A 26,676-nucleotide genomic window follows, 5' to 3' on the forward strand; every position below is an offset into this window, starting at 1 on the left:
GGCGGTCCGGCACATGAAGGGCCAGTGGTACGACGCCGAGGCGGGCCCGCTCGTCCGCCCGTACGCCATGACCGGGGGGCGCACGAAGCCGGGACCCCACGGAGTCCGGTTCGACCTCATCGCGCTGGTGGTCGTGGACAGCGCCGGCGGCGACGGCGCCGACGAGGCGGCCGAGTCGCTGCTCGGGCCTGAGCACCGGGCGCTGCTGGGGCTGTGCCGGTCCGAGACCCAGTCGGTGGCGGAACTCGCGGCCGACGCGGACCTGCCCGTGGGGGTGGTGCGGGTCCTCCTCGGAGACCTGCTGGAGGCCGGGCACGTCAAGGTCAGCCGCCCGGTGCCGCCCGCCCAGCTGCCGGACGAGCGGATTCTGCGGGAAGTCATCGAAGGATTGCGAGCGCTGTGATGGGACTGCACGACAACGGAACGGATGGCCACACCAGCCCCGTCGGCCCTGGCGTGGATGCCGCCGGAGCGGATGCGGACGAGGAGCTGGCCGCGCTCGCGCTGAAGATCCTCGTGGCGGGCGGCTTCGGGGTCGGGAAGACCACGCTCGTGGGCGCGGTCAGCGAGATCCGGCCGCTGAGGACGGAGGAGCTGCTGAGCCAGGCGGGCGAACTGGTCGACGACACGGGCGGGGTGGACCAGAAGACCACCACGACCGTCGCCATGGACTTCGGACGGATCACCATCCGGTCCGGGCTGTCGCTCTACCTGTTCGGGACTCCGGGGCAGGACCGCTTCTGGTTCCTGTGGGACGAGCTGTCGCAGGGCGCGCTGGGCGCGGTGGTGCTCGCCGACACCCGCCGGCTGGAGGACTGCTTCCCGGCGGTGGACTACTTCGAACACCGGCGGATCCCCTTCGTGGTGGCCGTCAACTGCTTCACGGACGCGCGGCGTTACGGAGCGCACGAGGTGTCGAAGGCACTGGACCTGGATCAGGGGACACCGGTGGTGCTGTGCGACGCGCGGGACAAGGACTCGGGGAAGGAAGTGCTGATCAGACTGGTCGAGTACGCCGGGCGGGTGCACACCGCCCGGCTGCTCGACTCGGTGGAGCCGCAGGCGGGTTCCGTGTGAGAACGGGAACGGAAGGCCGACGCCCGCCATTCCTCTTCAGTCATCTTCCTCGCCAAGGGGACATCCTCCTTGCCGGGAAGCGGCTGGTGGGCAAGGCTTGCCGCACGACTTACGCGGGTGGGGCGCGGCCACGTGGGCCGCGTCTAACGGGGAGGGGCTCGAAATGGCACTGGACAAGCAGCTTGACTGGCTGCTGGACGACCTGACGCGCCGGGTCCAGCAGGTCCGGCACGCGGTGGTGCTGTCCAACGACGGGCTGGTGACGGGGGCGAGCGCCGGGCTGGCGCGGGAGGACGCGGAGCACCTCGCGGCCGTCGCCGCCGGCCTGCAGAGCCTGGCGAAGGGGTCGGGGCGGCATTTTCGGGCCGGTGAGGTGCGGCAGACCATGGTCGAGTACGACGAGGGAGCGCTGTTCGTGCTGGCGGCGGGCGCGGGCAGCTGCCTGTGCGTACTGAGCGCCGCCGAGGCCGACATCGGCCAGATCGGGTACGAGATGACGCTGCTGGTCAACCGGGTGGGAGAGCACCTGGGCGTCGCGGAGCGCCGCATCAGCGGGGGCTGACCCCTTCTCTCAGGTCCCTTTCTCCGACGCCCGCTTTCCGCCGAGACCCGCTTTCCGCCGCCTCCGCCTTCCTCCGCCTCCGAAAGTTATCCACAGGCCTCGCGAGCGTCGTCACTCTGAGTTACGGTCTTCGCACAGGGTGATCGTCGCTCACGGGGGAGGACTGTGATGAAGGTAGAGACGCAGACGTCGGGGGGCATGGCCGCGGCCACCGCCTCGGACAAGGATGTACGAAGGGCGACACCGCCGGAGGTCTGGGTCGGCGGGGTCCGGGCAGCCGGTGAACTGGGCCTGCGCCGGGCCGAATTGGCCCGGGCCGTTCAGCTCGGCATGGTGCGCGCAGGCCCACGGGCTTCCGGCGGGGCGGCGCGCTTCGCACAGGCCGAGCTGGACCGGGTCAGGTCGGGGGTCGGCTTCCCGGAGGCGCTGCGCAGGCGCGTCGAGACCGTGGCCGGCGCGGATGCCGCGGCCGAGGTGCTCGCCATCAGCCCGAGCCGGTTCACCCGGCTCGCCCGCTGCGGGCACCTCACGCCGGTCGGGTACCGGATCAACCGCTACCGGGCCGTGGTCTGGCTCTATCTGGCGTCGGAACTCAGGGAGTTCGGCTCCCGGGAACCCGCGATGCTGCGCGACATCGCGCCGCCGGAGGACCGGGAGCTGATGGCGGCCAAGGCGGATCTTCGCCCCCGGAAGTGGCGTGGGCGGCATGTGGGACTCCTGCTGAGACGCACCGCTGACCCCTGGGAGCGGGCCGCCGTCCTGGCCTCGGTGCTGCCCGAGGACGAGGTGCGGGAGGCCGTGCCCGATCCGGCGGAGCGGATCGTCCTCGCGGCGCTCGCCCCGCCCCCGCCCTACGGGCACCCGCAGATTCCGGCGGCCGCCGCCGTGGCGCTCCGGCTGCTGCGGGCGGAGCCGCCGGACGAGATCCACTGGTACCGCACCAGCCTGGACTTCGCCCTGACCGGCGCCCGGGGTCAGCCGAAGTCGACGGGGGAGAGGGGGCCGACGTAGACCCAGGCCCCACCCTCGCGGGAGAAGGCGCTGTGCTCGTGCAGCGAGCCGGTGTGCCCGCCCTCGCGGTAGTGCGCCCGGAACTCCACCGAGCCCTCCGTCTCGAACATCCCGCCGCGCTCGGTGGCGAGGATCTCCAGCCGCTCCCAGCGCTGCCCGGGATCCAGGTCGAGCCGGCCCGGGCGGGTGGTGGAGTGCCAGGAGCGCAGCAGGTAGGCGCTGTCGCCGACGGCGAAGGCGCTGAACCGGGACCGCATCAGCAGCTCGGCGGTGGGCGCCTGCTGGGCACCGGAGTGGAAGCGGCCGCAGCACTCCGGGTAGGCGGCGGGCAGCCCGCAGGGGCAGGGGAGGTCCGGGGTGGGCATGGATGCGCTCAGCTCTTCGGGGACGAGTACGGGCGGAACAGGCCTTCCTGGACCACGGAGACCAGCAGCCTGCCCTCCAGGTCGTAGATCCGGCCGCGGGCCAGGCCCCGGCCGCCGTGCGCGATGGGTGACTCCTGGTCGTACAGGAACCACTCGTCCGCCCGGAACGGCCGGTGGAACCACATGGCGTGGTCCAGCGAGGCCATGTCGAAACCGCGCATGCCCCACAGGGGCTCCACGGGGATGCGCACGGCGTCGAGGAGGGTCATGTCACTGGCATAGGTGAGGGCGCAGGTGTGCACGAGCGGGTCGTCGCCCAGCGGGCCGACCGCGCGCATCCACACCGCGCTGCGCGGATCGGCGTCCTTGAGCTCCTCGGGAGTCCAGCGGAGCCGGTGCACGTACCGGATGTCGAAGGGCTGACGGCGGGCCATCCGCTCCAGCGCCTCCGGCAGCGCGCCCAGGTGCTCGCGGATCTCGTCCGCGACCTTGGGGAGCGTGTCCGGGTGAGGGACGTGGTGAGGAGGCAGCTGGTGCTCGATGCCGCCCTCCTCAGGATGATGGAAGGAGGCGGTCAGATTGAAGATGGTCTTGCCCTGCTGGACCGCGGTGACCCGGCGCGTGGTGAAGGAACGCCCGTCGCGGACCCGCTCCACCTGGTACACGATCGGCACCCCGGGGATGCCGGGGCGCAGGAAGTACGCGTGCAGCGAATGGACCGGCCGGTCGCTCTCGGTGGTACGGCCCGCGGCCACCAGCGCCTGCCCGGCGACCTGCCCGCCGAAGACACGCTGGAGGGACTCCTGCGGGCTGGCGCCGCGAAAGATATTGACCTCGATCTGCTCCAGGTCGAGCAGATCGACGAGCCTCTCGGCGGGATTCGTCATCAGAGGTTCTCCACTGTCAGGTCCACTGTCAGGTCCGGTATCAGGTCCGGGGGAGTCAGAGCGCGCCGAGTTCTCCGACCGAGGTGACGCGGATGACCGCCCGGCCCTCCGCGTCGGAGGCCGCGAGGTCCACCTCGGCGCTGATGCCCCAGCCATGGTCCCCGTTGGGGTCGGCGAAGGTCTGGCGGACGCGCCACAGGCCGTGCTCCGCGTCCTCCTCGATCATCAGCAGCTTCGGTCCGCGCGCGTCCGGGCCGGTGCCCAGGTCGTCGTACTCGTCCCAGTAGCCGTCCATGGCCTCGCCCCAGGCGTCGGCGTCCCAACCCGAGTCGCCGTCCAGCTCGCCCAGCACGTTGACGTGGTCCAGGGCCGCCAGCTCCACCCGGCGGAACATCGCGTTGCGGACCAGGACGCGGAAGGCACGGGAGTTAGCGGTGACCGGCTTGACCTGATCGGCCTTCTCCTGGGCCTGCTCCGCCGTCTCCACCTCCGGGTTCGCCAGCTGCTCCCACTCGTCCAGGAGGCTGGAGTCGACCTGGCGGACGAGTTCGCCCAGCCAGGCGATGAGGTCCTGGAGGTCCTCCGACTTGAGGTCGTCGGGGATGGTGTGGTCCAGCGCCTTGAACGCGCTCGCCAGGTAGCGCAGCACGATGCCCTCGGTGCGGGCGAGCTCGTAGAAGGAGGTGAACTCGGTGAAGGTCATCGCGCGCTCGTACATGTCGCGGATGATCGACTTCGGGGAGACCGGGTGGTCGCGGACCCACGGGTGGCTCTTGGCGTACACGTCGTAGGCGTGGAGGAGCAGCTCCTCCAGCGGCTTGGGATAGGTGACGTCCTGGAGCCGCTCCATCCGCTCCTCGTACTCCATCCCGTCGGCCTTCATCTGGCCGATCGCGATGCCGCGCTCCTTGTTCTGCTGGGCGGCCAGGATCTGGCGCGGGTCGTCCAGCGTGGACTCCACGACGGAGACCATGTCCAGCGCGTAGGAGGGGGATTCCGGGTCCAGCAGGTCGAAGGAGGCCAGCGCGAAGGTGGACAGCGGCTGGTTGAGCGCGAAGTCCTGCTGGAGGTCCACGGTGAGCCGGATGGTGCGGCCCTCCGCGTCCGGGGTGTCGAGCTTCTCCACGACGCCTCCGTCCAGCAGCGAACGGTAGATCGCGATGGCCCGGCGGATGTGCCGCAGCTGGGCCTTGCGCGGCTCGTGGTTGTCCTCCAGGAGGTGGCGCATCGCCGTGAACGCGTCGCCCGGGCGGGCGATGACCGACAGCAGCATGATGTTGGTGACCTTGAAGCGCGAGGTCAGCGGCTCCGGGTCGGCCCCGATCAGCTTCTCGAAGGTGGTGTCCGACCAGGCGACGAAGCCCTCGGGAGCCTTCTTGCGGACCACCTTGCGGCGCTTCTTCGGGTCGTCGCCCGCCTTGGCGAGGGCCTTCTCGTTCTCGATGACGTGCTCGGGCGCCTGGGCGACCACGAAGCCCGCCGTGTCGAAGCCGGCCCGCCCGGCGCGGCCGGCGATCTGGTGGAACTCGCGGGCGCGCAGCGTGCGGACCCGGTTGCCGTCGTACTTGGTGAGCGCGGTGAACAGCACGGTGCGGATCGGGACGTTGACGCCGACGCCCAGGGTGTCGGTACCGCAGATCACCTTCAGCAGTCCGGCCTGCGCCAGCTTCTCGACCAGTCGCCGGTACTTGGGCAGCATGCCCGCGTGGTGCACGCCGATACCGTGCCGGACGTACCGGGAGAGGTTCTGGCCGAACTTGGTGGTGAAGCGGAAGTTGCCGATCAGCTCGGCGATCTTGTCCTTCTCCTCGCGGGTGCACATGTTGATGCTCATCAGCGACTGCGCCCGCTCGACCGCCTGGGCCTGCGTGAAGTGCACGATGTACACCGGGGCCTGCCGGGTCTCCAGCAGCTCGGTGATGGTGTCGGTGATCGGCGTGGTGACGTACTCGTACGACAGCGGGACGGGCCGGGACGCGGAGCGGACCACCGAGGTCGGCCGGCCGGTGCGCCGGGTCAGGTCCTCCTCGAACCGCTTCATGTCGCCGAGGGTCGCCGACATCAGGATGAACTGCGCCTGCGGCAGCTCCAGCAGGGGGATCTGCCAGGCCCAGCCGCGGTCCGGCTCGGCATAGAAGTGGAACTCGTCCATCACGACCTGGCCGATGTCGGCGTACTTGCCGTCACGCAGCGCGATGGAGGCCAGCACCTCGGCCGTGCAGCAGATCACGGGGGCGTCCGCGTTCACGGAGGCGTCGCCGGTCAGCATGCCGACGTTCTCGGTGCCGAACAGCTTGCACAGGTCGAAGAACTTCTCCGAGACCAGCGCCTTGATCGGAGCGGTGTAGAAGGTGACCTTGTCCTGGGCCAGGGCGGTGAAGTGCGCGCCCGCCGCGACCAGGCTCTTGCCGGAGCCGGTCGGGGTGGACAGGATCACGTTGGCCCCGGAGACGACCTCGATCAGCGCCTCCTCCTGCGCCGGGTACAGGGTGATGCCCCGGTCCTCCGCCCACGAGGAGAAAGCCTCGAAGAGGGCATCGGGGTCGGCGGTCGGCGGGAGCTGATCAATGAGGGTCACACCCCCCATCTTGCCTGGCTTCCCCCCGGATGAGGGAACCGGCGGATGGAACGAAGATCACCGAAGGTACGCTGTGCCGTCGAGCGGGCCCGAACGACACCGACAACAGGGCCCGGACACACAGGACTGGGGCGGGAACGAAGCATGATGGGTCCGGCGCACTCACTGTCCGGGGCAGCGGCCTGGCTGGGGGTGGGCGCGGCCACCGCGGCCGCCGGACACCCGATGCCGTGGCCGGTCCTCGTCGTCGGCGCGCTCATGTGCGCGGGCGCCGCCCTCGCCCCCGACCTCGACCACAAGTCGGCGACGATCTCGCGCGCCTTCGGCCCGCTCTCCCGAGGGCTGTGCGAGGTGGTCGACAAGATCTCCTACTCGGTCTACAAGGCCACCCGCGCCCCGCGAGACGCCCGCCGCACCGGCGGCCACCGCACCCTGACGCACACCTGGCTCTGGGCCGTCCTGATCGGCGGCGGCTCCTCCGCGCTCGCCGTCACCGCCGACCGCTGGGGCGTGCTCGCGCTGCTCTTCGTCCACCTGGTCCTGGCCGTCGAGGGCCTGCTGTGGCGGGCGGCCCGGATGTCCAGCGACGTCCTCGTGTGGCTGCTCGGAGCGACCAGCGCCTGGATACTCGCCGGCGTGCTCGACCAGCCCGGCAACGGCGCGGGCTGGCTGTTCACCGGCCCCGGCCAGGAGTACCTCTGGCTCGGCCTGCCGATCCTGCTGGGCGCCCTCGTCCACGACATCGGCGATGCGCTGACCGTTTCGGGCTGCCCGATCCTGTGGCCCCTCCCCATCGCCGGGAAGCGCTGGTACCCGATCGGCCCGCCGAAGACGATGCGCTTCCGCGCGGGCAGCTGGGTGGAGCTCAAGGTCCTCATGCCGGTGTTCATGCTGCTCGGCGGAGTCGGCGGCGCGTCCGCCCTCGGCTTCATCTAGACCCTGATAGACCCTGTCCGGGCAGAACCCAGCCGTCAGCGGCCCGCGGCGCGGGTCCGCACCCCGGCCGGAGTGCGGACCCGCGGCCCCGGACCCGCGACCCCGGGCCCGCGCCGCGGGCCCGACGAGCGGGTCAGCCGTGCCAGGAGCGCCACAGCGCCGCGTACGCTCCGTCGGCCGCGACCAGGTCGTCGTGCGAGCCCAGCTCGCTGATCCGGCCGCCCTCGACCACCGCGATCACATCCGCGTCGTGCGCGGTGTGCAGCCGGTGCGCGATCGCGATGACCGTGCGGCCGTCGAGCACCCGGGCCAGCGAACGCTCCAGGTGCCGGGCCGCCCGCGGGTCCAGCAGCGACGTGGCCTCGTCCAGGACCAGCGTGTGCGGGTCCGCCAGCACCAGCCGGGCCAGTGCGATCTGCTGGGCCTGAGCCGGCGTCAGCGCGTAGCCGCCGGAGCCGACCTCGGTGTCCAGGCCGGACTCCAGGGCGCGCGCCCAGCCGTCCGCTTCCACCGCGCCCAGCGCCGCCCACAACTCGGCGTCCACCGCGCCCGTACGGGCCAGCCGGAGGTTGTCCCGCAGCGAACCCACGAACACGTGGTGCTCCTGGTTGACCAGCGCCACGTGCTCGCGCACCCGCTCCGCCGGCATGTGCGCCAGCCGGGCCCCGCCCAGGGTGATCTCGCCGGTCCGGGGCGCGTAGATGCCCGCCAGCAGCCGGCCCAGCGTGGACTTTCCGGCGCCCGAGGGGCCCACCAGCGCCATCCGGGTGCCCGGCGGCACGGACATCGACACCTGGTGCAGTACGTCCACGCCCTCCCGGTAGCCGAAGCGCACCTCGTCGGCCCGGACGGACCGCCCCTGCGGGGACACGGCGGCGTCGCCCGCGTCCGGCTCGATCTCCCGGACGCCCACCAGCCGGGCCAGCGAGACCTGGGCGATCTGCAGTTCGTCGTACCAGCGCAGGATCAGGCCGATCGGATCGACCATCATCTGTGCCAGCAGCGCGCCCGTGGTCAGCTGCCCCACCGACATCCAGCCCCGCAGCACGCAGTAGCCGCCGATCATCAGCACGGAGCCGAGGATCGTGACGTAGGTGGCGTTGATGACCGGGAAGAGGACCGTCCGCAGGAACAATGTGTACCGTTCCCACCCCACCCACTGGGAAATGCGCCGCTCCGACAGGGCGATTCGGCCCGCGCCGAGGCGGTGCGCCTCGACCGTGCGGCCCGCGTCCACCGTCTCGGTGAGCGCCGCCGCGACCGCCGCGTACCCGGCCGCCTCCGAGCGGTACGCCGAGGGCGCCCGCTTGAAGTACCAGCGGCAGCCGGTCACCAGGATCGGCAGTGCCAGCAGCGCGGCCAGTGCCAGCGGGGGCGCGGTCACCGCGAGTGCCCCGTAGAGCAGCCCGGCCCACACCACACCGATGGCCAGCTGGGGCACGGCCTCCCGCATGGCGTTGGCGAGCCGGTCGATGTCGGTCGTGATCCGCGACAGCAGGTCGCCGGTGCCCGCCCGCTCCAGCACGCCCGGCGGCAGCCCCACCGAGCGCACCAGGAAGTCCTCGCGCAGGTCGGCCAGCATCTCCTCGCCGAGCATCGCCCCGCGCAGCCGGACCAGCCGGACGAAGAACGTCTGCACGGCGAGCGCCAGCGCGAACAGCAGCGCCACGCGCCCCAGACGGAGCTCACGCGCCCCCGCGGCGAGGTCGTCCACGACCTGGCCGAGCAGGTACGGGCCGACCATGGAGGCGATCACCGCGACCGCGTTGACCGCCACCAGCACCACGAAGGCCCGCCGGTGCCGTCGCAGCAGGCCGCGCACATATCCCCGTACGGTCGCCGCCGTGCCCACGGGCAGGGTCGCGGCCGATTCGGGGGCCGCCGGATCGTACTCCGGTGGCGCCACGCCGATCATGCGGATTCCTCGATCTCTGTGAGTGCCTCTTCCAGCTGTGCCAGTTCAAGGCGGGCGAGCCGCTGTTCCTCGTCCGTCTCGCGGGTGACGACCGCCCGGTAGCGCGGTTCGCCGCGCAGCAGTTCACGGTGCGTGCCGAACGCCGCGACCGCGCCCTCGTGGATCAGGACGACCCGCTCCGCCCGGTCCAGCAGCAGCGGCGAGGACGCCAGTACGACCGTGGTGCGCCCCGCGCGCAGGGACGCGAGCCCGTCGGCGATCCGTGCCTCGGTGTGCGAGTCCACCGCCGAGGTCGGCTCGTCCAGGACCAGCACCTCCGGATCGGTGACCAGCGAGCGCGCCAGCGCGAGCCGTTGGCGCTGCCCGCCGGACAGCGACCGGCCGCGCTCGGTGATCCGCGCGTCCATCGGGTCGCTCACCCCGTCCGGCGCCGACTGCAGCAGCGCGTCCAGAACGTCCCCGCACTGGGCGGCCGCCAGTGCCGCCCCGGCCCCGACCGCCCCGGACGCCGGTACGCCGAGCAGCTCGCGCAGCGTCCCGGACAGCAGCACCGGATCCTTGTCCTGTACGAGGACCAGCTCGCGCGCCGTGTCCAGCGCGAGGGCGTCCAGCGCGACCCCGCCCAGCAGTACGGAGGCCTCGCCGTCCAGGTCCATGGGGTGCCCGCCGAGGCGTTCCGCGAGCCGCCCCGCCAGGTCGGGATCCCCGCACACGACGGCGGTGAACCGGCCAGCGGGGGCCAGCAGCCCCGTCTCCGGGTCGTACAGGTCCCCGCCCGGAGCCGGTGCGTCCGCGGGCGCGGCGCTCTCGGGCTCCGCCTCGGCACCGGTACGCGTCAGGGACAGCACACGGGCCGCCCGCTTGGCGGACGGCCGCGAGAAGGAGTACGCCATGGCGATCTCCTCGAAGTGCCGCAGGGGGTAGAGCATCGTGGCCACCGCGCTGAAGGCCGCGACGAGTTCGCCGACCGCCAGCCGGCCGTCCAGCACGAGCGTGGATCCGTACCAGACCACCGTGATCAGCAGCGCGCCCGGGAGGACCACCTGGATCGCGGAGATCAGCGCCCACATCCGGGCGCTGCGCACGGCCGCCTTGCGGACATCCTGTGACGCCTCGCGGTAGCGGCCCAGGAACAGCTCCTCGCCGCCGATACCGCGCAGCACCCGCAGGCCCGCCACGGTGTCGGAGGCCAGCTCGGTGGCCCTGCCCGCCTTCTCGCGCTGGACGTCGGCACGCTGGGTGGCGCGCGGCAGCAGCGGCAGTACGGCCAGGGCGAGCACCGGGATGCCGATCGCCACGACCACGCCGATCGCGGGCGCGTAGAGGAGCAGGCCGACACAGATGAGGACGAGGGACAAGGCGGCGGCGAGGAAGCGGGAGACCGCCTCGACGAACCAGCCGATCTTCTCCACGTCGCCGGTGGAGACCGCCACCACTTCCCCGGCCGCGACCCGCCGGGTCAGGGCGGAGCCGAGCTCGGCGGTCTTGCGGGCGAGCAGCTGCTGCACACGCGCTGCGGCCGTGATCCAGTTGGTGACGGCGGTCCGGTGGAGCATGGCGTCGCCGAGGGAGATGGCGATGCCGAGGATCACCAGCAGCGCGCCGACCAGCAGCAGCCGGGTGCCGTCGCGCTCCACGACCGCGTCGACGCCGAGGCCCACGGCGTAGGGGAGTCCGGCGATGCCGCCGAAGTGCACCAGTCCCCAGCCCAGGCTCTTGAGCTGGCCGCCGAGTTGTCCGCGCCCCAGCCACATCAGGAAGCGCGGGCCGGAACGAGCGTCGGGTACCCCTGGGTCCGGATACGGAAGATCGCTGATCTGCATGACGCCCCATGGCTCGGTGAGTGGTTCAAGCCGTACAAGGTTCGCCTTCCGGACCGAAGCCGGGCAATCGATTTTGCGTTGGCCATGGCCTGACACAGGGAGTTCTTACCGCTCAGGGACGCGTCGCCCGCTCCAGTTCGAGCAGGACCGAGTAGTAGCCGCGCCCGGTGGCCAGGTCCATGCCCACCTCGCACATCCGGTTCGCCGACAGGTGCGCGTCGAAGTGCCGCGCCGTCACCTCCGCGGCCTCGCGCGCCGTCGCCGAGGCCGTCAGCTCGGGGTGCAGCATCCCCCGGTCGCCCGCGAAGGCGCAGCAGCCCACGTCGTCCGGGACCACCACCTCCTCGGCGCAGGCCTCGGCCACCGCCCGGAGCTCCGCCTCGTCACCCAAATGGCGCATGGAGCAGGTGGGGTGGAGCACCGCGGATCCGACGGTGCGCACCACCCGCAGGTGCGGCAGCAGCTCCCGCGCCGCCCACACGACCGAGTCCACGATCGTGAGCTCCGCGTGCAGCGCCCGGTTGTCGTCGGTCAGGTACGGGACCACCTCGTGGGCGAGGCCGAGGGCGCAGGAGGACGCGTCGACCACCAGCGGTAGCCGCCCGCCCGCCGTCCAGCCCCAGGCGGCCGCCACGATCGTGTTGGCCATGACCCGGGCGCCGGCTTCGTACCCCTTGGAGTGCCAGATCGTCGCGCAGCAGGTGCCGGTCACATCGCGGGGGATCCACACCGGTTTCCCGGCCCGCTCGGACACTTCGACGACCGCCTCCGGCAGGGAGGGCCCGGGATGCCCGGCCGGCCCGCCGAAGATCCGGTTCACGCAGGCCGGGTAGTACACGGCAGCGGCGCCCACCCGTCGGGTGGCGGGCGGCTTCCGGGCCGCGGCGCCGGGGATCCGCGGCAGCCACCGCGGAACCAGGTCGGGACGTACGGCTTTCCGCGCGGCCCCGGTGACCGCCTCCAGCAGCCGCTCCCCGGCCCGGTCGGGCAGCCGGTCGGTCAGCCCGTCGGCGGCGGCCACGGTCAGCCGGGCGGCGGCCTCGACCGTACGGAACCGCCGTGCGGCCAGTGCGGCGGCCCGCTCCTCGCGCGGGCCGTGCCGGCGATGACGGAAGTCCTTCATCAGCGCGCCCGTGTCGATCCCGACCGGGCAGGCGAGCTTGCAGGTGGAATCGCCCGCGCAGGTGTCCACGGCGTCGTAGCCGTAGGCCTCCAGCAGCCGGTCCAGCACCGGGGAGCCCGGCTGCTGGCGCATCATCTCGCGCCGCAGCAGGATCCGTTGCCGCGGCGTGGTCGTCAGATCCTTGCTGGGGCAGGTCGGTTCGCAGAAGCCGCACTCGATGCACGGGTCGGCCACCGCCTCCACCCGCGGGATCGTCTTGAGGCCGCGCAGATGCCCCTTCGGGTCCCGGTCGAGGAGGATCCGCGGGGCGAGCAGGCCGTCCGGGTCCACGACCCGCTTGGTGCGCCACATCAGCTCGGTCGCCTTGGGACCCCACTCCAGCTCCAGGAAGGGGGCGATATTGCGGCCGGTGGAGTGCTCGGCCTTCAGGGAGCCGTCGAACCGCTCGACCGTCAGCCGGCAGAACGCGTCCATGAACGCCGCGTACCGCTCGACGTCGGCCGGTTCGGCGGCGTCGAAGGCCAGCAGGAAGTGCAGGTTGCCGTGGGCGGCGTGACCGGCGACGGCCGCGTCGAAGCCGTGCTCCGCCTGGAGGGCGAGGAGCGCCTCACAGGCCTCGGCCAGCCGGGAGGGAGGTACCGCGAAGTCCTCGGTGATCAGGGTGGTGCCGGGGGCGCGGGCTCCGCCGACGGCGGCGACGAACGCCTTGCGGGCCTTCCAGTAGCCGGAGATGGTCTTCGGGTCGCGGGTGAAGGTGTTGGTGACCGAGGCCACCGGTGCCACGAGGTCGAGCCCGGCCAGGACCTCGCCCGCGCGGCGCTCGTACTCCGCGCGGCCCGCCTCGTCCGGCGCGCGGAACTCCACGAGCAGCGCGGTGGTGTCCCTCGGGAGCCCGGCCCAGTCGGCGGGCACGCCCTCGACGCTGACGGAGGCCCGCAGGGTGTTGCCGTCCATCACCTCGACGGCCAGGGCCCCGGCCTCGTTGAAGAGCGGTACGGCCGCGGCCGCGGCGGGCAGGGAGGGGAAGAACAGCAGCGCGCTCGTCACCTCGCGGTCCAGCGGCAGGGTGTCGAAGACGACCTCGGCGATGAAGCCGAGAGTGCCCTCCGAGCCGACCATCAGCCCGCGCAGGATCTCGACGGGCGTCTTGCCGTCCAGGTAGGCGTCGAGACGGTAACCGGTGGTGTTCTTGATCTCGTACTTGGCGCGGATCCTGGCGACCAGGTCCGGATCGGCCTCGATCTCCCGTTTGATGTCCATCAGCCCGCGGCACAGGGCCGGTTCGGCGCGCGCCAGCTCCTCGTCGGCCAGCGGGTCGGCGGTGTCCACGACCGTCCCGCTCGGCAGCACCAGGGTGAGGGAGGAGAGCGTGCGGTACGAGTTCCTCGTGGTCCCGGCGGTCATGCCGGAGGAGTTGTTCGCGACGACCCCGCCGAGGGTGCAGGCGATGGCGCTGGCCGGGTCCGGGCCGAGGATCCGGCCGTGCCGGGCGAGCGCGGCGTTGGCCCGGAAGACGGTGGTGCCGGGCCGGATCCGGGCGCGGCGGCCGTCGTCCAGGACCTCGATCCCGGCCCAGTGGCGGCGGACGTCGACCAGGATGTCCTCACCCTGGGCCTGGCCGTTGAGCGAGGTCCCGGCGGCGCGGAAGACGACCTCGCGCTGCCGGCCGTGGGCATACGAGAGGACCGCGGAGATGTCGTCGATGTCCTCGGCGATCACCACGACCTGCGGCACGAACCGGTACGGGGAGGCGTCGGAGGCGTAGCGGACCAGGTCGGAGACCTGCCACAGCACCTTCTCGGCGCCCAGCAGCTCGGTCAGCTCGGTGCGCAGCACCTCCGGGGTGCCGGAGGCGCGCCGCTCGGGCACCCGGTCCGGGGCAGGACCGGCGATGCCGCGCGGGCGCAGGGTCCCCGGCTTCGGTTCCAGCAGCGGCATCGGTGCCCCCTCGGCCAGGCGGGTGTTCTCAGCAGCGGCGCTCCGCCGGGGCGTCCGCCAGAGCGTTGAGCAGGCCGCCGAGCACCTCGCGCTGTGCGGCGGTCAATGGAGCCAGGATCTCCTCTGCCGCGTCGGTTCGCGCGTTGCGCAGCCGCCGCAGCGTGGCGCGGCCGGTGTCGGTCAGCTCGATCCGGATGACGCGCCGGTTCGCCGGGTCGGGCGCGCGGCGGACGCAGTCGGCCGCCTCCAGGCCGTCCACGAGCGTGGTCACGGCGCGGGGGACGACCTCCAGGCGGGCCGCGAGATCCGCCATTCGGGGGGAGGTCCCGCCGTCGTAGTGCGAGACCAGGCGGAGCAGCCTTGACTGGGCCGGAGTGATCCCGAGCGGCTCCAGATGGCGCTTCTGGATGCGGTGCAGCCGTCGGGTCAGCCGCAGCAGCTGCTCGGCGAGCATGCCGTTGGTGCTGTCGGCGCTGCCGGTGGTGCTGCCGGTGCCGGGGAGTTCGCTCTCGGAGGCGGTGTTCATGCTGCTGTCCTCATAATGGGAAACAGTATCAGGACAGGATTCATTGTGAGCATAGGTAACAATGAGCTATGCTCATGTGAGTCTCGTCAGAAGGAGGCCCATGCGCCCCGAAGAACCGAAGTGGACGCCATCGAAAGATCCCCTCGATCCCAGCCGCCCGGCCCCGGCGGAACAGCCGCGTGAACTGCGCCGCATCGTCTCCCTCTTCAGGCCGTACCGCGGCCGGCTCGCCGTCGTCGGAGTGCTGGTCTGCGCGTCCTCGCTGGTCGGCGTCGCCTCGCCGTTCCTGCTCAAGGAGATCCTCGACGTCGCGATCCCGCAGGGCCGCACGGGGCTGCTGAGCCTGCTCGCGCTCGGCATGATCCTCATCGCGGTCGTCACCAGCGTGTTCGGCGTGCTCCAGACCCTGATCTCCACCACGGTCGGCCAGCGCGTCATGCACGACCTGCGCACCGCCGTCTACGCCCAGCTCCAGCGGATGCCGCTGGCCTTCTTCACCCGCACGCGCACCGGCGAGGTGCAGTCCCGCATAGCCAACGACATCGGCGGCATGCAGGCCACGGTCACCTCCACCGCGACCTCGCTCGTCTCCAACTTCACGGCCGTCATCGCCTCCGTCGTCGCGATGCTCGCGCTCGACTGGCGGCTCACCCTCGTCTCACTGCTCCTGCTCCCCGTGTTCGTGTGGATCAGCCGTCGGGTCGGCCGCGAGCGCAAGAAGATCACCTTGCAGCGGCAGAAGCAGATGGCGGCCATGGCCGCGACCGTCACCGAGTCCCTCTCGGTCAGCGGCATCCTGCTCGGCCGTACCATGGGCCGCGCCGACTCGCTGACCTCGTCCTTCGCCGAGGAGTCCGAGAAGCTCGTCGGACTGGAGGTGCGCTCCAGCATGGCCGGGCGGTGGCGGATGTCCACTATCGGCATCGTCATGGCCGCCATGCCCGCGCTCATCTACTGGGCGGCGGGCATCGCCCTGCAGACAGGCGCCCCCTCGCTCTCCGTCGGCACCCTCGTCGCCTTCGTCACCCTCCAGCAGGGCCTGTTCCGGCCCGCCGTGAGCCTGCTGTCGACCGGCGTGCAGATCCAGACCTCGCTCGCGCTGTTCACCCGTATCTTCGAGTACCTCGACCTTCCTGTGGACATCACCGAGCGCGAGGACCCGATCCGGCTGGAGCGCGCCAAGGGCGAGATCCGGCTGGAGGGCGTGGACTTCGCGTACGAGGCCAAGAGCGGCCCCACCCTGACGGACATCGACATCACCGTCCCCGCCGGCGGCTCCCTCGCCGTGGTCGGCCCGACCGGCTCCGGCAAGAGCACTCTGAGCTACCTGGTGCCCCGGCTCTACGACGTCACCGGCGGCCGGGTCGCCCTCGACGGAGTGGACGTGCGCGACCTCGACTTCGATTCGCTGGCCCGCTCCATCGGCGTGGTCTCGCAGGAGACCTACCTCTTCCACGCCTCGGTCGCCGACAACCTGCGCTTCGCCAAACCCGACGCCACCGACGAGGAGATAGCCGAGGCGGCCCGCGCGGCCCAGATCCACGACCACATCGCGTCCCTGCCCGACGGGTACGACACCCTGGTCGGCGAGCGCGGCTACCGCTTCTCCGGCGGGGAGAAGCAGCGCCTCGCCATCGCCCGCACCATCCTGCGCGACCCGCCGGTGCTGATCCTGGACGAGGCGACCAGCGCCCTGGACACCCGTACGGAGCATGCCGTACAGCAGGCCATCGACAACCTGTCGCGGGGCCGCACCACCATCACCATCGCGCACCGCCTCTCCACCGTCCGCGACGCCGACCAGATCGTGGTCCTGGACAAGGGCCGCATCGTCGAGCGCGGCACGCACGAGGAACTGCTGGCCGCAGGCGGCCGGTACGCGGCACTGGTCCGGCGGGACCGGGACGCGGCGCCGCGACGAGGGTCTGCGACCACCCGGTTCGGCGAACCCGCGCCGGTGAAGGTGTGACCGTATGACCGGTTCGCGGGTGGGCTGCCCGGATTGAGGGGCCTCGCGGGTTAGCGTGCCCGCATGCCTCATGAGTACCGGCTGCCTCATCAGCGCCGTACCCGGCTCACGCGCCGGGGACGGCTGGCGCTCCTCTTCGGCACCGCGTTCACGATCGGGGCGGCGGTCCTGGTCACGCTGCTGCTGCCCGGCGAGGAGGCGCCCGAGACACCGCGCCAGCTGCTGATCCGCGAGGGTCTGCGGGCCCCGCAGGTCTACGCCGCCATCGACCGCGAGCTGAAGCTCCCGGCGGGCTCGACGAAGGCGGCGGTCGCGACGGCCGCGCTGCCCCTGCCCGTGGAGGCCAAGGGCAACCCGGAGGGCTTCCTCTTCCCCGCGACGTATCCGGTGACCTCGAAGAGCACGCCGGGCGAGCTCCTCGGGTACATGGTGCGGACGGCGAACCGGAAGCTCGCCACACGGGCCGTCGCCGACGGTGCCAGGACGCACGGCATGACCCCCTACCAGACGGCCACGCTCGCCAGCATCATCGAGGCGGAGGCCGACAGCGGCGCCGACATGGGCAAGGTCGCCCGGGTGGTCCACAACCGGCTGGCCAAGTCGATGCCGCTCCAGATGGACTCCACCCTCAACTACGCGCTGAACCGCCACACCGTGGACGTCACGCTGAACGACACCCGGATCGACCACCCGTTCAACACGTATGAACGCCAGGGGCTGCCGCCCACGCCGATCGACAGTCCGGGACTCGAAGCCCTGGCGGCCGCGGTCGCGCCGACGCCCGGCGACTGGCTGTTCTTCGTCACGGTGAAGCCGGGGGACACCCGGTTCTCGGCCACCTACGAGGAGCACAAGAAGCACGTCGCGGAGTTCAACCGGAACCGCGCGGCCGCCGGGCGGGCCCACGCGGGCCCCCGCGCCGGCCACCCCTGAAGGGTCCCTGGACGGCGGCTAGACGGCGACGGCCGGCGAGGCCGCGGTGAGTGTTGCCGGTGCGCGGGTGTCGCCGCGTTCCGCGCGGGCGAGGAGGCGGCGGATCTCGCGGACGGCGGCGCCGCCCGCGCGGTTGGCGCCGATGGTCGATGCCGACGGGCCGTAGCCGACCAGGTGGACGCGCTCGTCGCGGACCGCCCGGGTCCCCTCCACGCGGATGCCGCCGCCCGGCTCGCGCAGGCGCAGCGGGGCCAAGTGGTCCACGGCAGCCCGGAACCCGGTGGCCCACAGGATCACGTCGGCCTCCACCTGCCGCCCGTCGGCCCAGACGGCTCCCGCGGGGGTGATTCGGGCGAACAGGGGCCGGCGGTCCAGCACCCCCGAGTCGAGACCGGCGCGGACGGCCTCGTTCAGCGGGAGCCCCGTCACGCTGACCACGCTCTGCGGCGGCAGGCCCTGGCGTACCCGCTCGTCCACCAGCGCCACCGCCGCCCGGCCCTCGGCCTCGCCGAAACTCCCGTCGCGGAACACCGGGGGCCGGCGCGTCACCCAGGTGGTCTCGGCCGCCACCTCGGATATCTCCAGCAGGTGCTGCACCGCCGAGGTGCCGCCGCCCACCACGATCACCCGGGACCCGACGAACTCGCCAGGTCCTGGGTAGTTCGCGGTGTGCAGCTGGCGGCCCCGGAAGGTCTCCTGGCCCGGATAACGCGGCCAGAACGGCCGGTCCCAGGTCCCGGTGGCGTTGATCAGGGCCCTCGCCGACCACGTGCCGGCCGAGGACTCCACCAGGAGCCGCCCGTCCGCCCCGTCCCGTACCGCCGTGACGTCCACGGGGCGCCGTACGCGCAGGCCGAACCGCTCCTCGTAGGCGGCGAAGTACCCCCCGATCACCTCCGACGAGGGCCGCAGCGGGTCCGCGCCGGTGAGCTCCATGCCGGGCAGCGCGTGCATCCCGTGCACCCTGCCGTACGTGAGCGAGGGCCAGCGGAACTGCCAGGCCCCGCCGGGCCGGCGCGCGTGGTCCAGGACCACGTGCCCGATCCCCGCCCGGCTCAGGTGGTACGCGCTGGACAGGCCCGCCTGCCCGGCCCCGATGACCACCACGTCCACGTGCCTGTCCGCCGCGCCCCGCGCAAAATTGTTCACGGTTCTACTAACTAGGCGGTGCGGCGAGATCTTCCCGCCCGGCCGGGCCTAGGGCGCCGGCCGGACGCTCTGACCGACCCTGACCGACGCGGGGCGGGCCTCAGGCGGCCGGGTGCTCGCTGACCCACTCGTAGGCGGTCTCGGCGCTGAACTCCCGCTGCCCGCCCCGGAACATCAGCCCGGCGCTCGCGAACGCCGGATCGCCGGCGGTGGTCGTCACGTACGGGACCGCCAGGCAGCCCATGCCGGCCGCGCGGGCGGCCTCGGCGCCCGGAGCCGTGTCCTCGACGACCACGCAGTCCGCCGGATCGGAACCGAGGCGGCGCGCCGCCTCCAGGAACACGTCCGGGGCGGGCTTGCCGTGCGCGACCTCCTCGGCGGAGACCGCCACGGTCAGCAGTGCGTCCAGCCCCGTACCGGCCAGTACGGCCTCGATGGCCTCGCGGGAGGAGCCGGAGGCGACGGCCATCGGAACATCCTCGGCGTGCAGCCGCTCCACGAACTTCCGCATCTCGGGGAAGACCTCGGTACCGGTGCGGGACAGCGCCAGGTAGGCGGCGTTCTGCTCCGCGAGCAGTTGCTCCACCGGCGCCGGGATCCCGTACCGCTCCTTGAGGATCTCCAGCGTTTCCAGGGTGCCGATGCCGATGAAGCGGGAGTGCTGCTCCCATGTGAAACCGGGTACTCCGTGCCTTTCCAGCGTGCGGCGCCCGGACTCGTAGTAGTTCGGCTCGCTGTCCACGAGGGTGCCGTCGAGATCGAATATGACGGAAATCATCCGTTGCGCCCGTTCTGCCGGTCGTGTACGTGTTGAGGCCATCTTGTTAGGATTTTGCAGCCGCTCTTCCCACTGCCTCGACCAGCGGCAGCAGCCTGTGCGGGACACGCTCACGCAGAGCGACCTCCGTGCGGGTGCGGACCACGCCCGGGAGCCGGATCAGCCGCTGGATCACGTCCTCCAGGTGGGCGTTGTCGCGCGCCGCCACCCGGGTCAGCAGATCCCCGCCGCCGGTGATCGAAAAGGCCTCGATGATCTCGGGTACGGCGGCCAGCGCGTCGCCGACCTCGTCCAGGTGCCCCTGGGTGACCTCGATGTGGACGAACGCCAGCACCGGGTGGCCGAGCGCGGCGGGGGACAGCACCGGACCCGTGCCGGTGATCACCCCGGTGCGCTCCAGCCGGTCCAGGCGGGCCTGGAGGGTGCCGCGCGCGACGCCGAGGAGCCGGGCGTACTCGCGGACGCTGGTGCGCGGCTGCTCGATCAGCAGGCGCAGGATCCGGGTGTCGAGCTCATCCACCGCCATGCCGTGACTGTACCAATGGTCCAGTGGGGGCAATACGCCCGCAATACGCCCGATGCGGGTACATCCGGGCGCGCCCGAGAGGCCGAACCGCACCGGTTCACGGGCCTACCGGCGGGGGCTGCCCCGTGTGCAGTGGGGGCTGGCTCACGTACGTCGCGCCCGCCACCGCCAGCACCACCGCCGCAGGCACGGTCAGCAGCCAGTTCACCGTCCAGCCGGCCCGCACCAGCAGGGCCCCGGCCAGCCCTCCCGTGAACATGGCCAGCACCGCCAGCGCGCGCAGCCGCCACGCCGCCGTGCCGTACCCGAACGCGCTGTCCTGGCCCAGCATCGAACCCCCGAGGAAGGAGGTCATGGACCGGGTCACCAGCGTGGTCGGCACCCCGGGCACGTTCACCCGCATGCTGCTGACGTTCCGAAACCCCATCGCCACCGCAAGCACCGCCGCCACCACCAGATGCCGCCCGCCCGGCGACCCGTAGCGCGGCGCCACACCCCAGCCGGCACCCGCGGCGACCAGGATCAGCGTGCCCTCGACGACCAGGCCGATGACGAACCAGCGCCGCCCCCGGATCTCGGAGGCCGACTCCAGCCGGGCCCCGCAGACCGCCCCGACGGCGAAGGAGGCCAGCGAGACCGCCGGCGCCAGCGTCGGCAGGTTCCCCTGGGCAGTCGCCCCGAAGGCCAGGAACAGCACATTGCCGGTCTGCATCGCGGTGAACACCGGCCCGAGGGCGAGCAGACTGATCGCCTCGATCAGGCCGGTGGCCACGGTCAGCACCACCATCATCGCGACCAGCTGCGGCCGCACCGGCCACGCGCCCACCTCAGCGCGATTCCGCCGACCGGCCCTCGCCGGCCATGAACCGCCACACCAGGCTGTGCGCCAGCACCACCAGCAGGATCAGCAGCAGCGCCTCGGCCTGGATCGGACGCAGGTTCACCACATCCGCGATCTCCGGCGCCACACCCACCACCGCGATCAGCGCGTAGAGCACGGCCACCCCGAGCCCCCGCCACCGCAGGTCGTCGCCACCGCCCTCCGCGCGCTCCCGGGACAGCAGCCGCAGCGTGGACGCGGACCCGACCACGGCGACCACGACGAACCCGGTCCGCCAGATCCCGGGCTGCTCGACACCACCCACCTGGGCGAACAGACCCATCAGCGCGGGCAGGAGGAACGACAGGTAGATGCCGCCGACCACCCGCCGCCGGGCGGGCACGCGCAGCCACTCCGGATGGCTCTGTACCACATTCCACCAGAGCCCGACCAGGGTGAAGCAGGTGGCGGAGAACAAGGCGTAGAACGTGCTCACATCCATGACGCCCGACAGTGACACGCCCCGCCGGGGTCCTCCGGCACCGACATGCCGGAGGGCATATGGTCCGAAGGGTGAGTGACCTGCTGTTGGTGAGGCACGGCGAGACGGCATGGAGTGCCGACGGGCGGCACACCGGACGAACCGACGTGCCGCTGACCCCGAACGGCGTCGAGGAGGCCATCTCGCTGGCCCCCTACTTCCGGGACCGGCACCCGGCCCTGGTGCTCACCAGCCCGCTGCGCCGGGCCGTGGCCACCGCGGAGCTCGCCGGGCTCGCCGACGGCGTCACCGATCCCGACCTGTACGAGTGGGACTACGGCGGCTACGAGGGCGTCACCACCGCCGAGATCCAGCGGACCCGGCCGCACTGGTCGCTGTGGAGCGACGGCGTCCCGCCCGGTGACGCCGAGCACCCCGGCGAGAGCGCCGCCCAGGTCGCCGCCCGCGCGGACCGCGCCCTGGCCCGGATGGCGCCGGTGCTGCGCGACGCGGACGGCGGCGACGCAGTCGTCGTCGCACACGGCCACTTCCTGCGCGTCCTGACCGCCCGTTACCTGGGCCTGCCGCCCGAGGACGGCCGCCTGTTCATGCTGCGCACCGGCACGGTCAGCGTCCTGTCCACCGAGCACGGCCTTCCGGTGATCGCGGGCTGGAACATCCAGCCCTGAGCGGCGCGGTCGCCCGATCCCGCCGTGCGCGGCGTCGCCGGGTGCGCCAGGATGCGTACATGCCCCACGACGGTGCCGGTGGCGGACCGGAGAACGCGATTGCGGCGGAGGCGGGACTCAAGGCCAACGCGATCGGGTTCCTCGACGCACTCGTCATCGGCCTGAACTCCACCTCGCCCGCCTATTCGCTGGCCGCGGTCATCGGCCCGATCGTCGCGCTGGCCGGGATCTACGCGCCGGGTGTGATGCTGGCGTCCTTCGTACCGATGCTGCTGATCGCCGCCGCCTTCTACTACCTCAACAAGGTCGACCAGGACTGCGGGACGACCTTCTCGTGGGTGACGCGGGCCATGGGCCCGTGGGCCGGCTGGCTCGGCGGCTGGGCGATCGCCATGACCGGCGTCCTGGTCATCGGCTCGCTGGCCGACGTCGCCGTCCAGTTCGGCCTGCTCGCCGCCGGTCTCGACAGCTGGGCCGCGAACGCGCTGATCCGGCAGACCCTCACCGTCGTGGTGATCCTGGTCATGACCGCCATCTGCGTCATCGGCACCGAACTGTCGGCCCACCTCCAGGACATCCTCATCCTCGCCCAGGTCTTCTTCCTCCTGGCCTTCGCGGTCGTCGCCATCTACCGCGTGTACGCCGGCACCGGCACCCTCGACTCCATCGAACCGTCCTTCGCATGGCTCAACCCCTTCGGCGCGGGCGGCACCGCCCTCACCGGCGGCCTGCTGCTCGGCGTGTTCATCTACTGGGGCTGGGAGTCCGCGGTGAACCTCACCGAGGAGGTCGAGGACTCCGCCACCGCGCCCGGCGAGGCGGCCGTCTGGTCGACCGTCGTCCTGCTGGTGACCTACGTGTCCGTCGGCTTCGCCGTCGTCAGCTACGCCGGGACCGCCTTCCTCGCGGAGAACGCGGGCGAGGAGGAGGCCCTCTTCGCCGTACTCGCGCACGAGGTGATGGGCGGCTGGGACTGGATGGTGCTCCTCGCCGTCTGCACCTCCGCGCTCGCCTCGACCCAGACCACGATCATCCCGGCCTCCCGTACCGCCCTGTCCATGGCCCGCCGCCACGCGCTGCCGCCGCCGCTCGCGCACATCCACCCGCGCTTCCGGACCCCGGACGTCAGTACCTGGTGGGTGGCCGGCATCGCCATCGCCTGGTACCTCGTCGTCAACCAGATCAGCGAGAACGCGCTCCTCGACTCCCTGACCGCGCTCTCCCTGCTCATCGCCTTCTACTACGCGCTCACCGGCCTGGCCTGCGTGATCTACTACCGCCGTCACCTGCTGGAGAGCCCGCACAACTTCCTGCTCATCGGCGTCGGGCCGCTGGTCGGGGCCGGCCTGCTGGCGTGGCTGCTGGCCGAGTCGGTCACCGACATGTCGAATCCGGAGAACTCGGCCAGCGGGGTCTCCTGGATCGGACTGGGCCCGCCGCTGGTCATCGGGATCGGGATCGCGGTGGCCGGTGTGCTCCTCATGTGCTACTGGCGGGTGCGGGACGGCCGGTTCTGGCAGGAGCGGCGGGGTGTCGCCGACCCGGAACTCGTCCACGGCGGGAAGTCCTGAAGAGTCCCCGAAGCCCGAAGAAGAGTTCCCGACAAGGAGCCCCCGATGTCCGTGGTCCTGGGATACGACGAATCGCCCGGCGCGGAGCGGGCCCTGCACGTGGCGCTCGAAGTGGCCACCGCCTTCGGCGAGCCCCTCGTCCTCGTCTACGGCGCGGCCGCGCCCGGCGCCGCCGGAGAGGAGTACCGCGCCCACCGCGAGGCCGTCCGCCAGGCGGGGCGCGCCGCCCTCGCGCACGCCGTCGCGGCCGCCGACGAGGCGGGTGTCCCCTCCTTGGTCGAGGTCGTCGACGAGAAGCCGGCCCAGGCCCTGCTCGCCGCCGCCGAACGCCACAACGCCCGCGTCATCATCGTCGGCAGCTGGGGCGACAGCCCGATCCGCGGCGCCCTGCTGGGCTCCACACCGCACAAGCTGCTGCACCTCTCGCCGATCCCCGTCCTGTGCGTGCCGACGGAGCGCGAGCCCAACTCCTAGGCGCAGTGGGGCACTTCGGACCGGCGTGCGGGCCGGGCGGCGGCACGGTACCAGTCTTTCGAGGTATTGCCCGGATGTTTGTCCGTTCGTGATGGTGCTTCGACAAGGGCACCACAACTGGCACTAGCGTCCCTTGCCACCCGGGAGCGCGGGTGGACACGGCATGACGGCCGGACCTTGGGACCCCGCAGCCCCTCCCGGCCCAGCAGTCAAGGAGGCACAGTGCTGTCATTCCGCCGGTCGACCGTCGGCAGCATGTCGCTCGCGTCGAGACACGTGATCGCCACGGGCATCGTCATCGGTGCGCTCGCCTTCACGTTGATCGCGTTGCTGATACCCGTACAGAAATTCGGCGGAAGCGCCGCCGCCGCCACGGCTCCGGCCGGAGAGGACGACGGCGCCGGGACCGTGAGTACCGCCTTCGGGCCCCTGACCGCCCAGGACCGGGACTTCATCCGCAAGGTGCGGCTCGCCGGACTGTGGGAACTGCCCGCCGGACGGCAGGCTCTGCAGCGCGGCGCGCGTCCCACGGTGCGTACCGCCGGGATGCATCTCGTCGAAGGACACACCGAACTGGACCGGCGGGTCATCGAAGTGGGCCAGGCCCTCGGCGTCGATCTGCCCAACCAGCCCAGCGCCCAACAACAGGACTGGCTGGCCCAGTTGGACCGTGCCCAAGGCACCCAGTACGAGCTGCTGTTCATCCAGCTGCTGCGCCGGGCGCACGGCAAGGTGTTCACGCTGGTGGCCCAAGTACGGGCGCAGACGCGCAACTCCATGGTGCGGGCCCTGGCGTCGGATGCCAACGTCACCGTTCTGGACCACATCTCGGTCCTCGAGGACAGCGGGCTGGTCGATTTCGACGGCCTCGTGGACGCCTCGCAGGCCCCCTCCACCATTTCCCGACCGACGAAGTGAAGTGATCGCATGAGCCAAAAGGGCCATAAACGCCGCCTCAAGCCCGCCCACAAAGCCCTCGCCGTGGTGTCCGCCCTCGTACTCGGCGGCGGCGGGGTCGTGATCGTCGCCCAGGGGGCCTCCGCGGGGCAGGGATCCCGTACGGCGCCGGTGACCGCGACCATCGACTGCCCCGACGTGGGAGACCAGCTGCGCGCCGTCCCCGACGAGGCACGGAAGGAAGTGGACGAGAACCTGGCGAAGTTGGACACCCAGATAGCCGACGCCTACCAGCGCCTGTCCTCGGGCGGGGCCAGCGGCGACGCCCTGCTCGGAGAACTGAAACAGGAGCGGGGCACGACCATCACCCGCATCTCCGACGCGATCGCACGCACGGCCGAGCGCCCCGGGGGACTGGAGCCGCTCAGTGCCTGCACGATGAAGAAGGCGGCGGCCGCCGACCCGGCGGACGAGGCCGGCGGCGGCAGCGCGGCCGCACGGAGCGCCACACCGCAGGCGGCCAAGGGCGGCCCGGCGCGCAGTGACTTCGTCGCGATCGGCTCCATCCGGCCCAACGTGAAGAAGCCCGCCGCCCGCACTGGCGCGTCCACCGGATCCTTCGTCGTGCAGTGCGGCCGCAACGAGAACCGCCACTTGAACCCGGACAACGTCATCGTCGCCCCCGGCGTGAGCAACGGCGCCCACCACATGCACGACTACGTGGGCAACAAGACCGCGGACGCCTTCTCCACCAACAAGAGCCTCGCCGCGTCCGGGACCACCTGCACCAACGGCGACCAGTCCACGTACTACTGGCCGGTGCTGCGGCTGCGGGACGGCCGGGCGGAGAAGGACGCCAACGCCCCCGGCGGCGGGAAGGACGCCAACGTGGGCACCATCCTGCAGCCGAAGCAGGTGACGATCGAGTTCAAGGGCAGCCCGGCGGGCAAGGTCACGGCCATGCCGCGCTTCCTGCGGATCATCACCGGCGACGCCAAGGCGCTCACCAACGGCCCGGGCAACGCCAACGCGTCGTGGAGCTGCACCGGATTCGAGAACCGCCAGCTCAAGGACAAGTACCCGGTCTGCCCCAAGGGCAGCGACGTGGTGCGCACGTTCAACTTCCAGAGCTGCTGGGACGGCAAGAACACCGACAGCGCCAACCACCGCACCCATGTGGCCTTCGCGGACCGCAACGGCTCCTGCCCGGCCGGCTTCAAGGCCATCCCCCAACTGGTGCAGCGGATCACGTACGCGGTGCCGGCCGGCTCGAAGTTCGCCGTGGACAGCTTCCCCGAGCAGCTGCACAAGCCGGGGACCGACCACGGCGACTTCATCAACGTCATGTCGAACGGGCTGATGGCCAACGCGGTCGGCTGCATCAACGGTGGACGCGCGTGCCGTTGACCAGTCTGCCCCGCCTCACTTCCTCACTTCCTCACCGCCTCACTTCCTCACCGCCTCACCGCCTCACCGCCTCACCGCCGACCGCCTGACCGCGTCCCCGCGTGACCGCCTGATGCGGGAACTCTGACCGATCGATCCGCCCAGACCTCGGGGCGGCGCCCCCCTCCCACCTCCCTGGCGTCGCCCCGAGAGCGGTGCCGGTCCGAAGCCGACTTCGGACCGGCACCGCGCACGCGCGTTG

Annotated in this window: 23 protein-coding genes and 1 pseudogene; 12 read left to right on the top strand and 12 right to left on the bottom strand. The window is 71.9% G+C overall.

Annotated features, from left to right (window positions below; all coding sequences use genetic code 11):
• Positions 1–13 precede the first annotated feature (13 nt).
• From MTF65_RS01340 to MTF65_RS01355, 4 genes are all read left to right on the top strand, one after another.
• Entirely contained in the window at positions 14–403 is a 390-nt protein-coding gene (locus tag MTF65_RS01340; RefSeq protein WP_243626296.1) for a DUF742 domain-containing protein, read from the top strand.
• Positions 403–1,077, top strand: coding sequence for an ATP/GTP-binding protein (locus tag MTF65_RS01345; protein ID WP_243626297.1), 675 nt, complete (start codon positions 403–405; stop codon positions 1,075–1,077). The genes MTF65_RS01340 and MTF65_RS01345 overlap by 1 nt, the downstream gene beginning before the upstream one ends.
• Before the next feature lie 163 nt (positions 1,078–1,240).
• Positions 1,241–1,639, top strand: coding sequence for a roadblock/LC7 domain-containing protein (locus MTF65_RS01350; protein WP_243626298.1), 399 nt, complete (start codon positions 1,241–1,243; stop codon positions 1,637–1,639).
• A gap of 168 nt (positions 1,640–1,807) precedes the next feature.
• A complete protein-coding gene (locus MTF65_RS01355) occupies positions 1,808–2,650 on the top strand; it encodes a DUF6397 family protein (RefSeq protein WP_243626299.1) in 843 nt (280 codons plus the stop codon).
• On the opposite strand, the gene MTF65_RS01360 is transcribed toward MTF65_RS01355, so the two are convergent.
• The 3 genes and pseudogenes from MTF65_RS01360 to MTF65_RS01370 form a co-directional block, all read right to left on the bottom strand.
• Positions 2,614–3,015: a YchJ family protein gene (locus MTF65_RS01360; protein ID WP_243626300.1), complete on the bottom strand. Its 402-nt coding sequence runs from the start codon at positions 3,013–3,015 to the stop codon at positions 2,614–2,616. The genes MTF65_RS01355 and MTF65_RS01360 overlap by 37 nt on opposite strands.
• 8 nt (positions 3,016–3,023) lie before the next feature.
• Entirely contained in the window at positions 3,024–3,902 is an 879-nt protein-coding gene (locus MTF65_RS01365; protein WP_243626301.1) for an acyl-CoA thioesterase II, read from the bottom strand.
• 55 nt (positions 3,903–3,957) lie between these two features.
• A pseudogene (locus MTF65_RS01370) lies at positions 3,958–6,541 on the bottom strand (DEAD/DEAH box helicase).
• Positions 6,542–6,624: 83 nt separating this feature from the next.
• On the opposite strand from MTF65_RS01370, the gene MTF65_RS01375 reads away from it, so the two are divergent.
• Positions 6,625–7,416, top strand: coding sequence for a metal-dependent hydrolase (locus tag MTF65_RS01375; RefSeq protein ID WP_243626303.1), 792 nt, complete (start codon positions 6,625–6,627; stop codon positions 7,414–7,416).
• A 133-nt stretch (positions 7,417–7,549) separates the two neighbouring features.
• On the opposite strand, the gene MTF65_RS01380 is transcribed toward MTF65_RS01375, so the two are convergent.
• From MTF65_RS01380 to MTF65_RS01395, 4 genes are all read right to left on the bottom strand, one after another.
• Positions 7,550–9,331 carry an ABC transporter ATP-binding protein gene (locus MTF65_RS01380; RefSeq protein ID WP_243626304.1) on the bottom strand — a complete coding sequence of 594 codons (1,782 nt, stop codon included), beginning with the start codon at positions 9,329–9,331 and terminating at the stop codon, positions 7,550–7,552.
• Positions 9,328–11,154 carry an ABC transporter ATP-binding protein gene (locus tag MTF65_RS01385; RefSeq protein ID WP_243626305.1) on the bottom strand — a complete coding sequence of 609 codons (1,827 nt, stop codon included), beginning with the start codon at positions 11,152–11,154 and terminating at the stop codon, positions 9,328–9,330. Before MTF65_RS01385 ends, MTF65_RS01380 begins: the two co-directional genes overlap by 4 nt.
• A 112-nt stretch (positions 11,155–11,266) precedes the next feature.
• Positions 11,267–14,215: an FAD-binding and (Fe-S)-binding domain-containing protein gene (locus tag MTF65_RS01390; RefSeq protein WP_243626306.1), complete on the bottom strand. Its 2,949-nt coding sequence runs from the start codon at positions 14,213–14,215 to the stop codon at positions 11,267–11,269.
• A 28-nt stretch (positions 14,216–14,243) separates the two neighbouring features.
• Positions 14,244–14,741, bottom strand: coding sequence for a MarR family winged helix-turn-helix transcriptional regulator (locus tag MTF65_RS01395; RefSeq protein ID WP_374207133.1), 498 nt, complete (start codon positions 14,739–14,741; stop codon positions 14,244–14,246).
• A 100-nt stretch (positions 14,742–14,841) separates the two neighbouring features.
• Here MTF65_RS01395 and MTF65_RS01400 point away from each other — a divergent pair, with 100 nt between their 5' ends.
• Together MTF65_RS01400 and mltG are read left to right on the top strand one after the other, a co-directional pair.
• Entirely contained in the window at positions 14,842–16,710 is a 1,869-nt protein-coding gene (locus tag MTF65_RS01400) for an ABC transporter ATP-binding protein (RefSeq protein ID WP_243626307.1), read from the top strand.
• Positions 16,711–16,773: 63 nt separating this feature from the next.
• Positions 16,774–17,643: an endolytic transglycosylase MltG gene (gene mltG, locus MTF65_RS01405; protein ID WP_243626308.1), complete on the top strand. Its 870-nt coding sequence runs from the start codon at positions 16,774–16,776 to the stop codon at positions 17,641–17,643.
• A gap of 18 nt (positions 17,644–17,661) precedes the next feature.
• Here mltG and MTF65_RS01410 read toward each other — a convergent pair whose 3' ends face one another.
• The 5 genes from MTF65_RS01410 to MTF65_RS01430 all read right to left on the bottom strand — a co-directional run bounded on the left by MTF65_RS01410 (position 17,662) and on the right by MTF65_RS01430 (position 21,418).
• Positions 17,662–18,792 carry an FAD-dependent oxidoreductase gene (locus tag MTF65_RS01410; protein WP_243626309.1) on the bottom strand — a complete coding sequence of 377 codons (1,131 nt, stop codon included), beginning with the start codon at positions 18,790–18,792 and terminating at the stop codon, positions 17,662–17,664.
• 100 nt (positions 18,793–18,892) lie between these two features.
• Positions 18,893–19,570 (bottom strand): HAD family phosphatase, encoded by a 678-nt coding sequence (locus MTF65_RS01415; protein ID WP_243626310.1) that lies wholly within the window; start codon positions 19,568–19,570, stop codon positions 18,893–18,895.
• 46 nt (positions 19,571–19,616) lie between these two features.
• The gene (locus tag MTF65_RS01420; RefSeq protein WP_243626311.1) at positions 19,617–20,096 is read right to left on the bottom strand and encodes an Lrp/AsnC family transcriptional regulator; all 480 of its coding nucleotides are present in this window, start codon (positions 20,094–20,096) and stop codon (positions 19,617–19,619) included.
• Between the two features lie 97 nt (positions 20,097–20,193).
• Entirely contained in the window at positions 20,194–20,907 is a 714-nt protein-coding gene (locus MTF65_RS01425; RefSeq protein ID WP_243626312.1) for a YoaK family protein, read from the bottom strand.
• Between the two features lie 16 nt (positions 20,908–20,923).
• On the bottom strand, positions 20,924–21,418 hold the full coding sequence (locus MTF65_RS01430; protein ID WP_243626313.1) for a hypothetical protein: 495 nt from the start codon (positions 21,416–21,418) through the stop codon (positions 20,924–20,926).
• Positions 21,419–21,489: 71 nt separating this feature from the next.
• Here MTF65_RS01430 and MTF65_RS01435 point away from each other — a divergent pair, with 71 nt between their 5' ends.
• From MTF65_RS01435 to MTF65_RS01455, 5 genes are all read left to right on the top strand, one after another.
• Positions 21,490–22,086: a histidine phosphatase family protein gene (locus MTF65_RS01435; RefSeq protein WP_243626314.1), complete on the top strand. Its 597-nt coding sequence runs from the start codon at positions 21,490–21,492 to the stop codon at positions 22,084–22,086.
• A 59-nt stretch (positions 22,087–22,145) separates the two neighbouring features.
• Positions 22,146–23,657 (top strand): APC family permease, encoded by a 1,512-nt coding sequence (locus MTF65_RS01440; RefSeq protein WP_243626315.1) that lies wholly within the window; start codon positions 22,146–22,148, stop codon positions 23,655–23,657.
• A 45-nt stretch (positions 23,658–23,702) separates the two neighbouring features.
• Positions 23,703–24,131 carry a universal stress protein gene (locus MTF65_RS01445; RefSeq protein ID WP_243626316.1) on the top strand — a complete coding sequence of 143 codons (429 nt, stop codon included), beginning with the start codon at positions 23,703–23,705 and terminating at the stop codon, positions 24,129–24,131.
• A gap of 222 nt (positions 24,132–24,353) precedes the next feature.
• Positions 24,354–25,049: a DUF4142 domain-containing protein gene (locus MTF65_RS01450; protein WP_308407083.1), complete on the top strand. Its 696-nt coding sequence runs from the start codon at positions 24,354–24,356 to the stop codon at positions 25,047–25,049.
• A gap of 9 nt (positions 25,050–25,058) precedes the next feature.
• A complete protein-coding gene (locus MTF65_RS01455; RefSeq protein WP_243626317.1) occupies positions 25,059–26,435 on the top strand; it encodes a DUF1996 domain-containing protein in 1,377 nt (458 codons plus the stop codon).
• Positions 26,436–26,676: the final 241 nt, after the last annotated feature.

The organism is Streptomyces sp. APSN-46.1 (genome assembly GCF_022815725.1).
GTDB lineage: Bacteria > Actinomycetota > Actinomycetes > Streptomycetales > Streptomycetaceae > Streptomyces.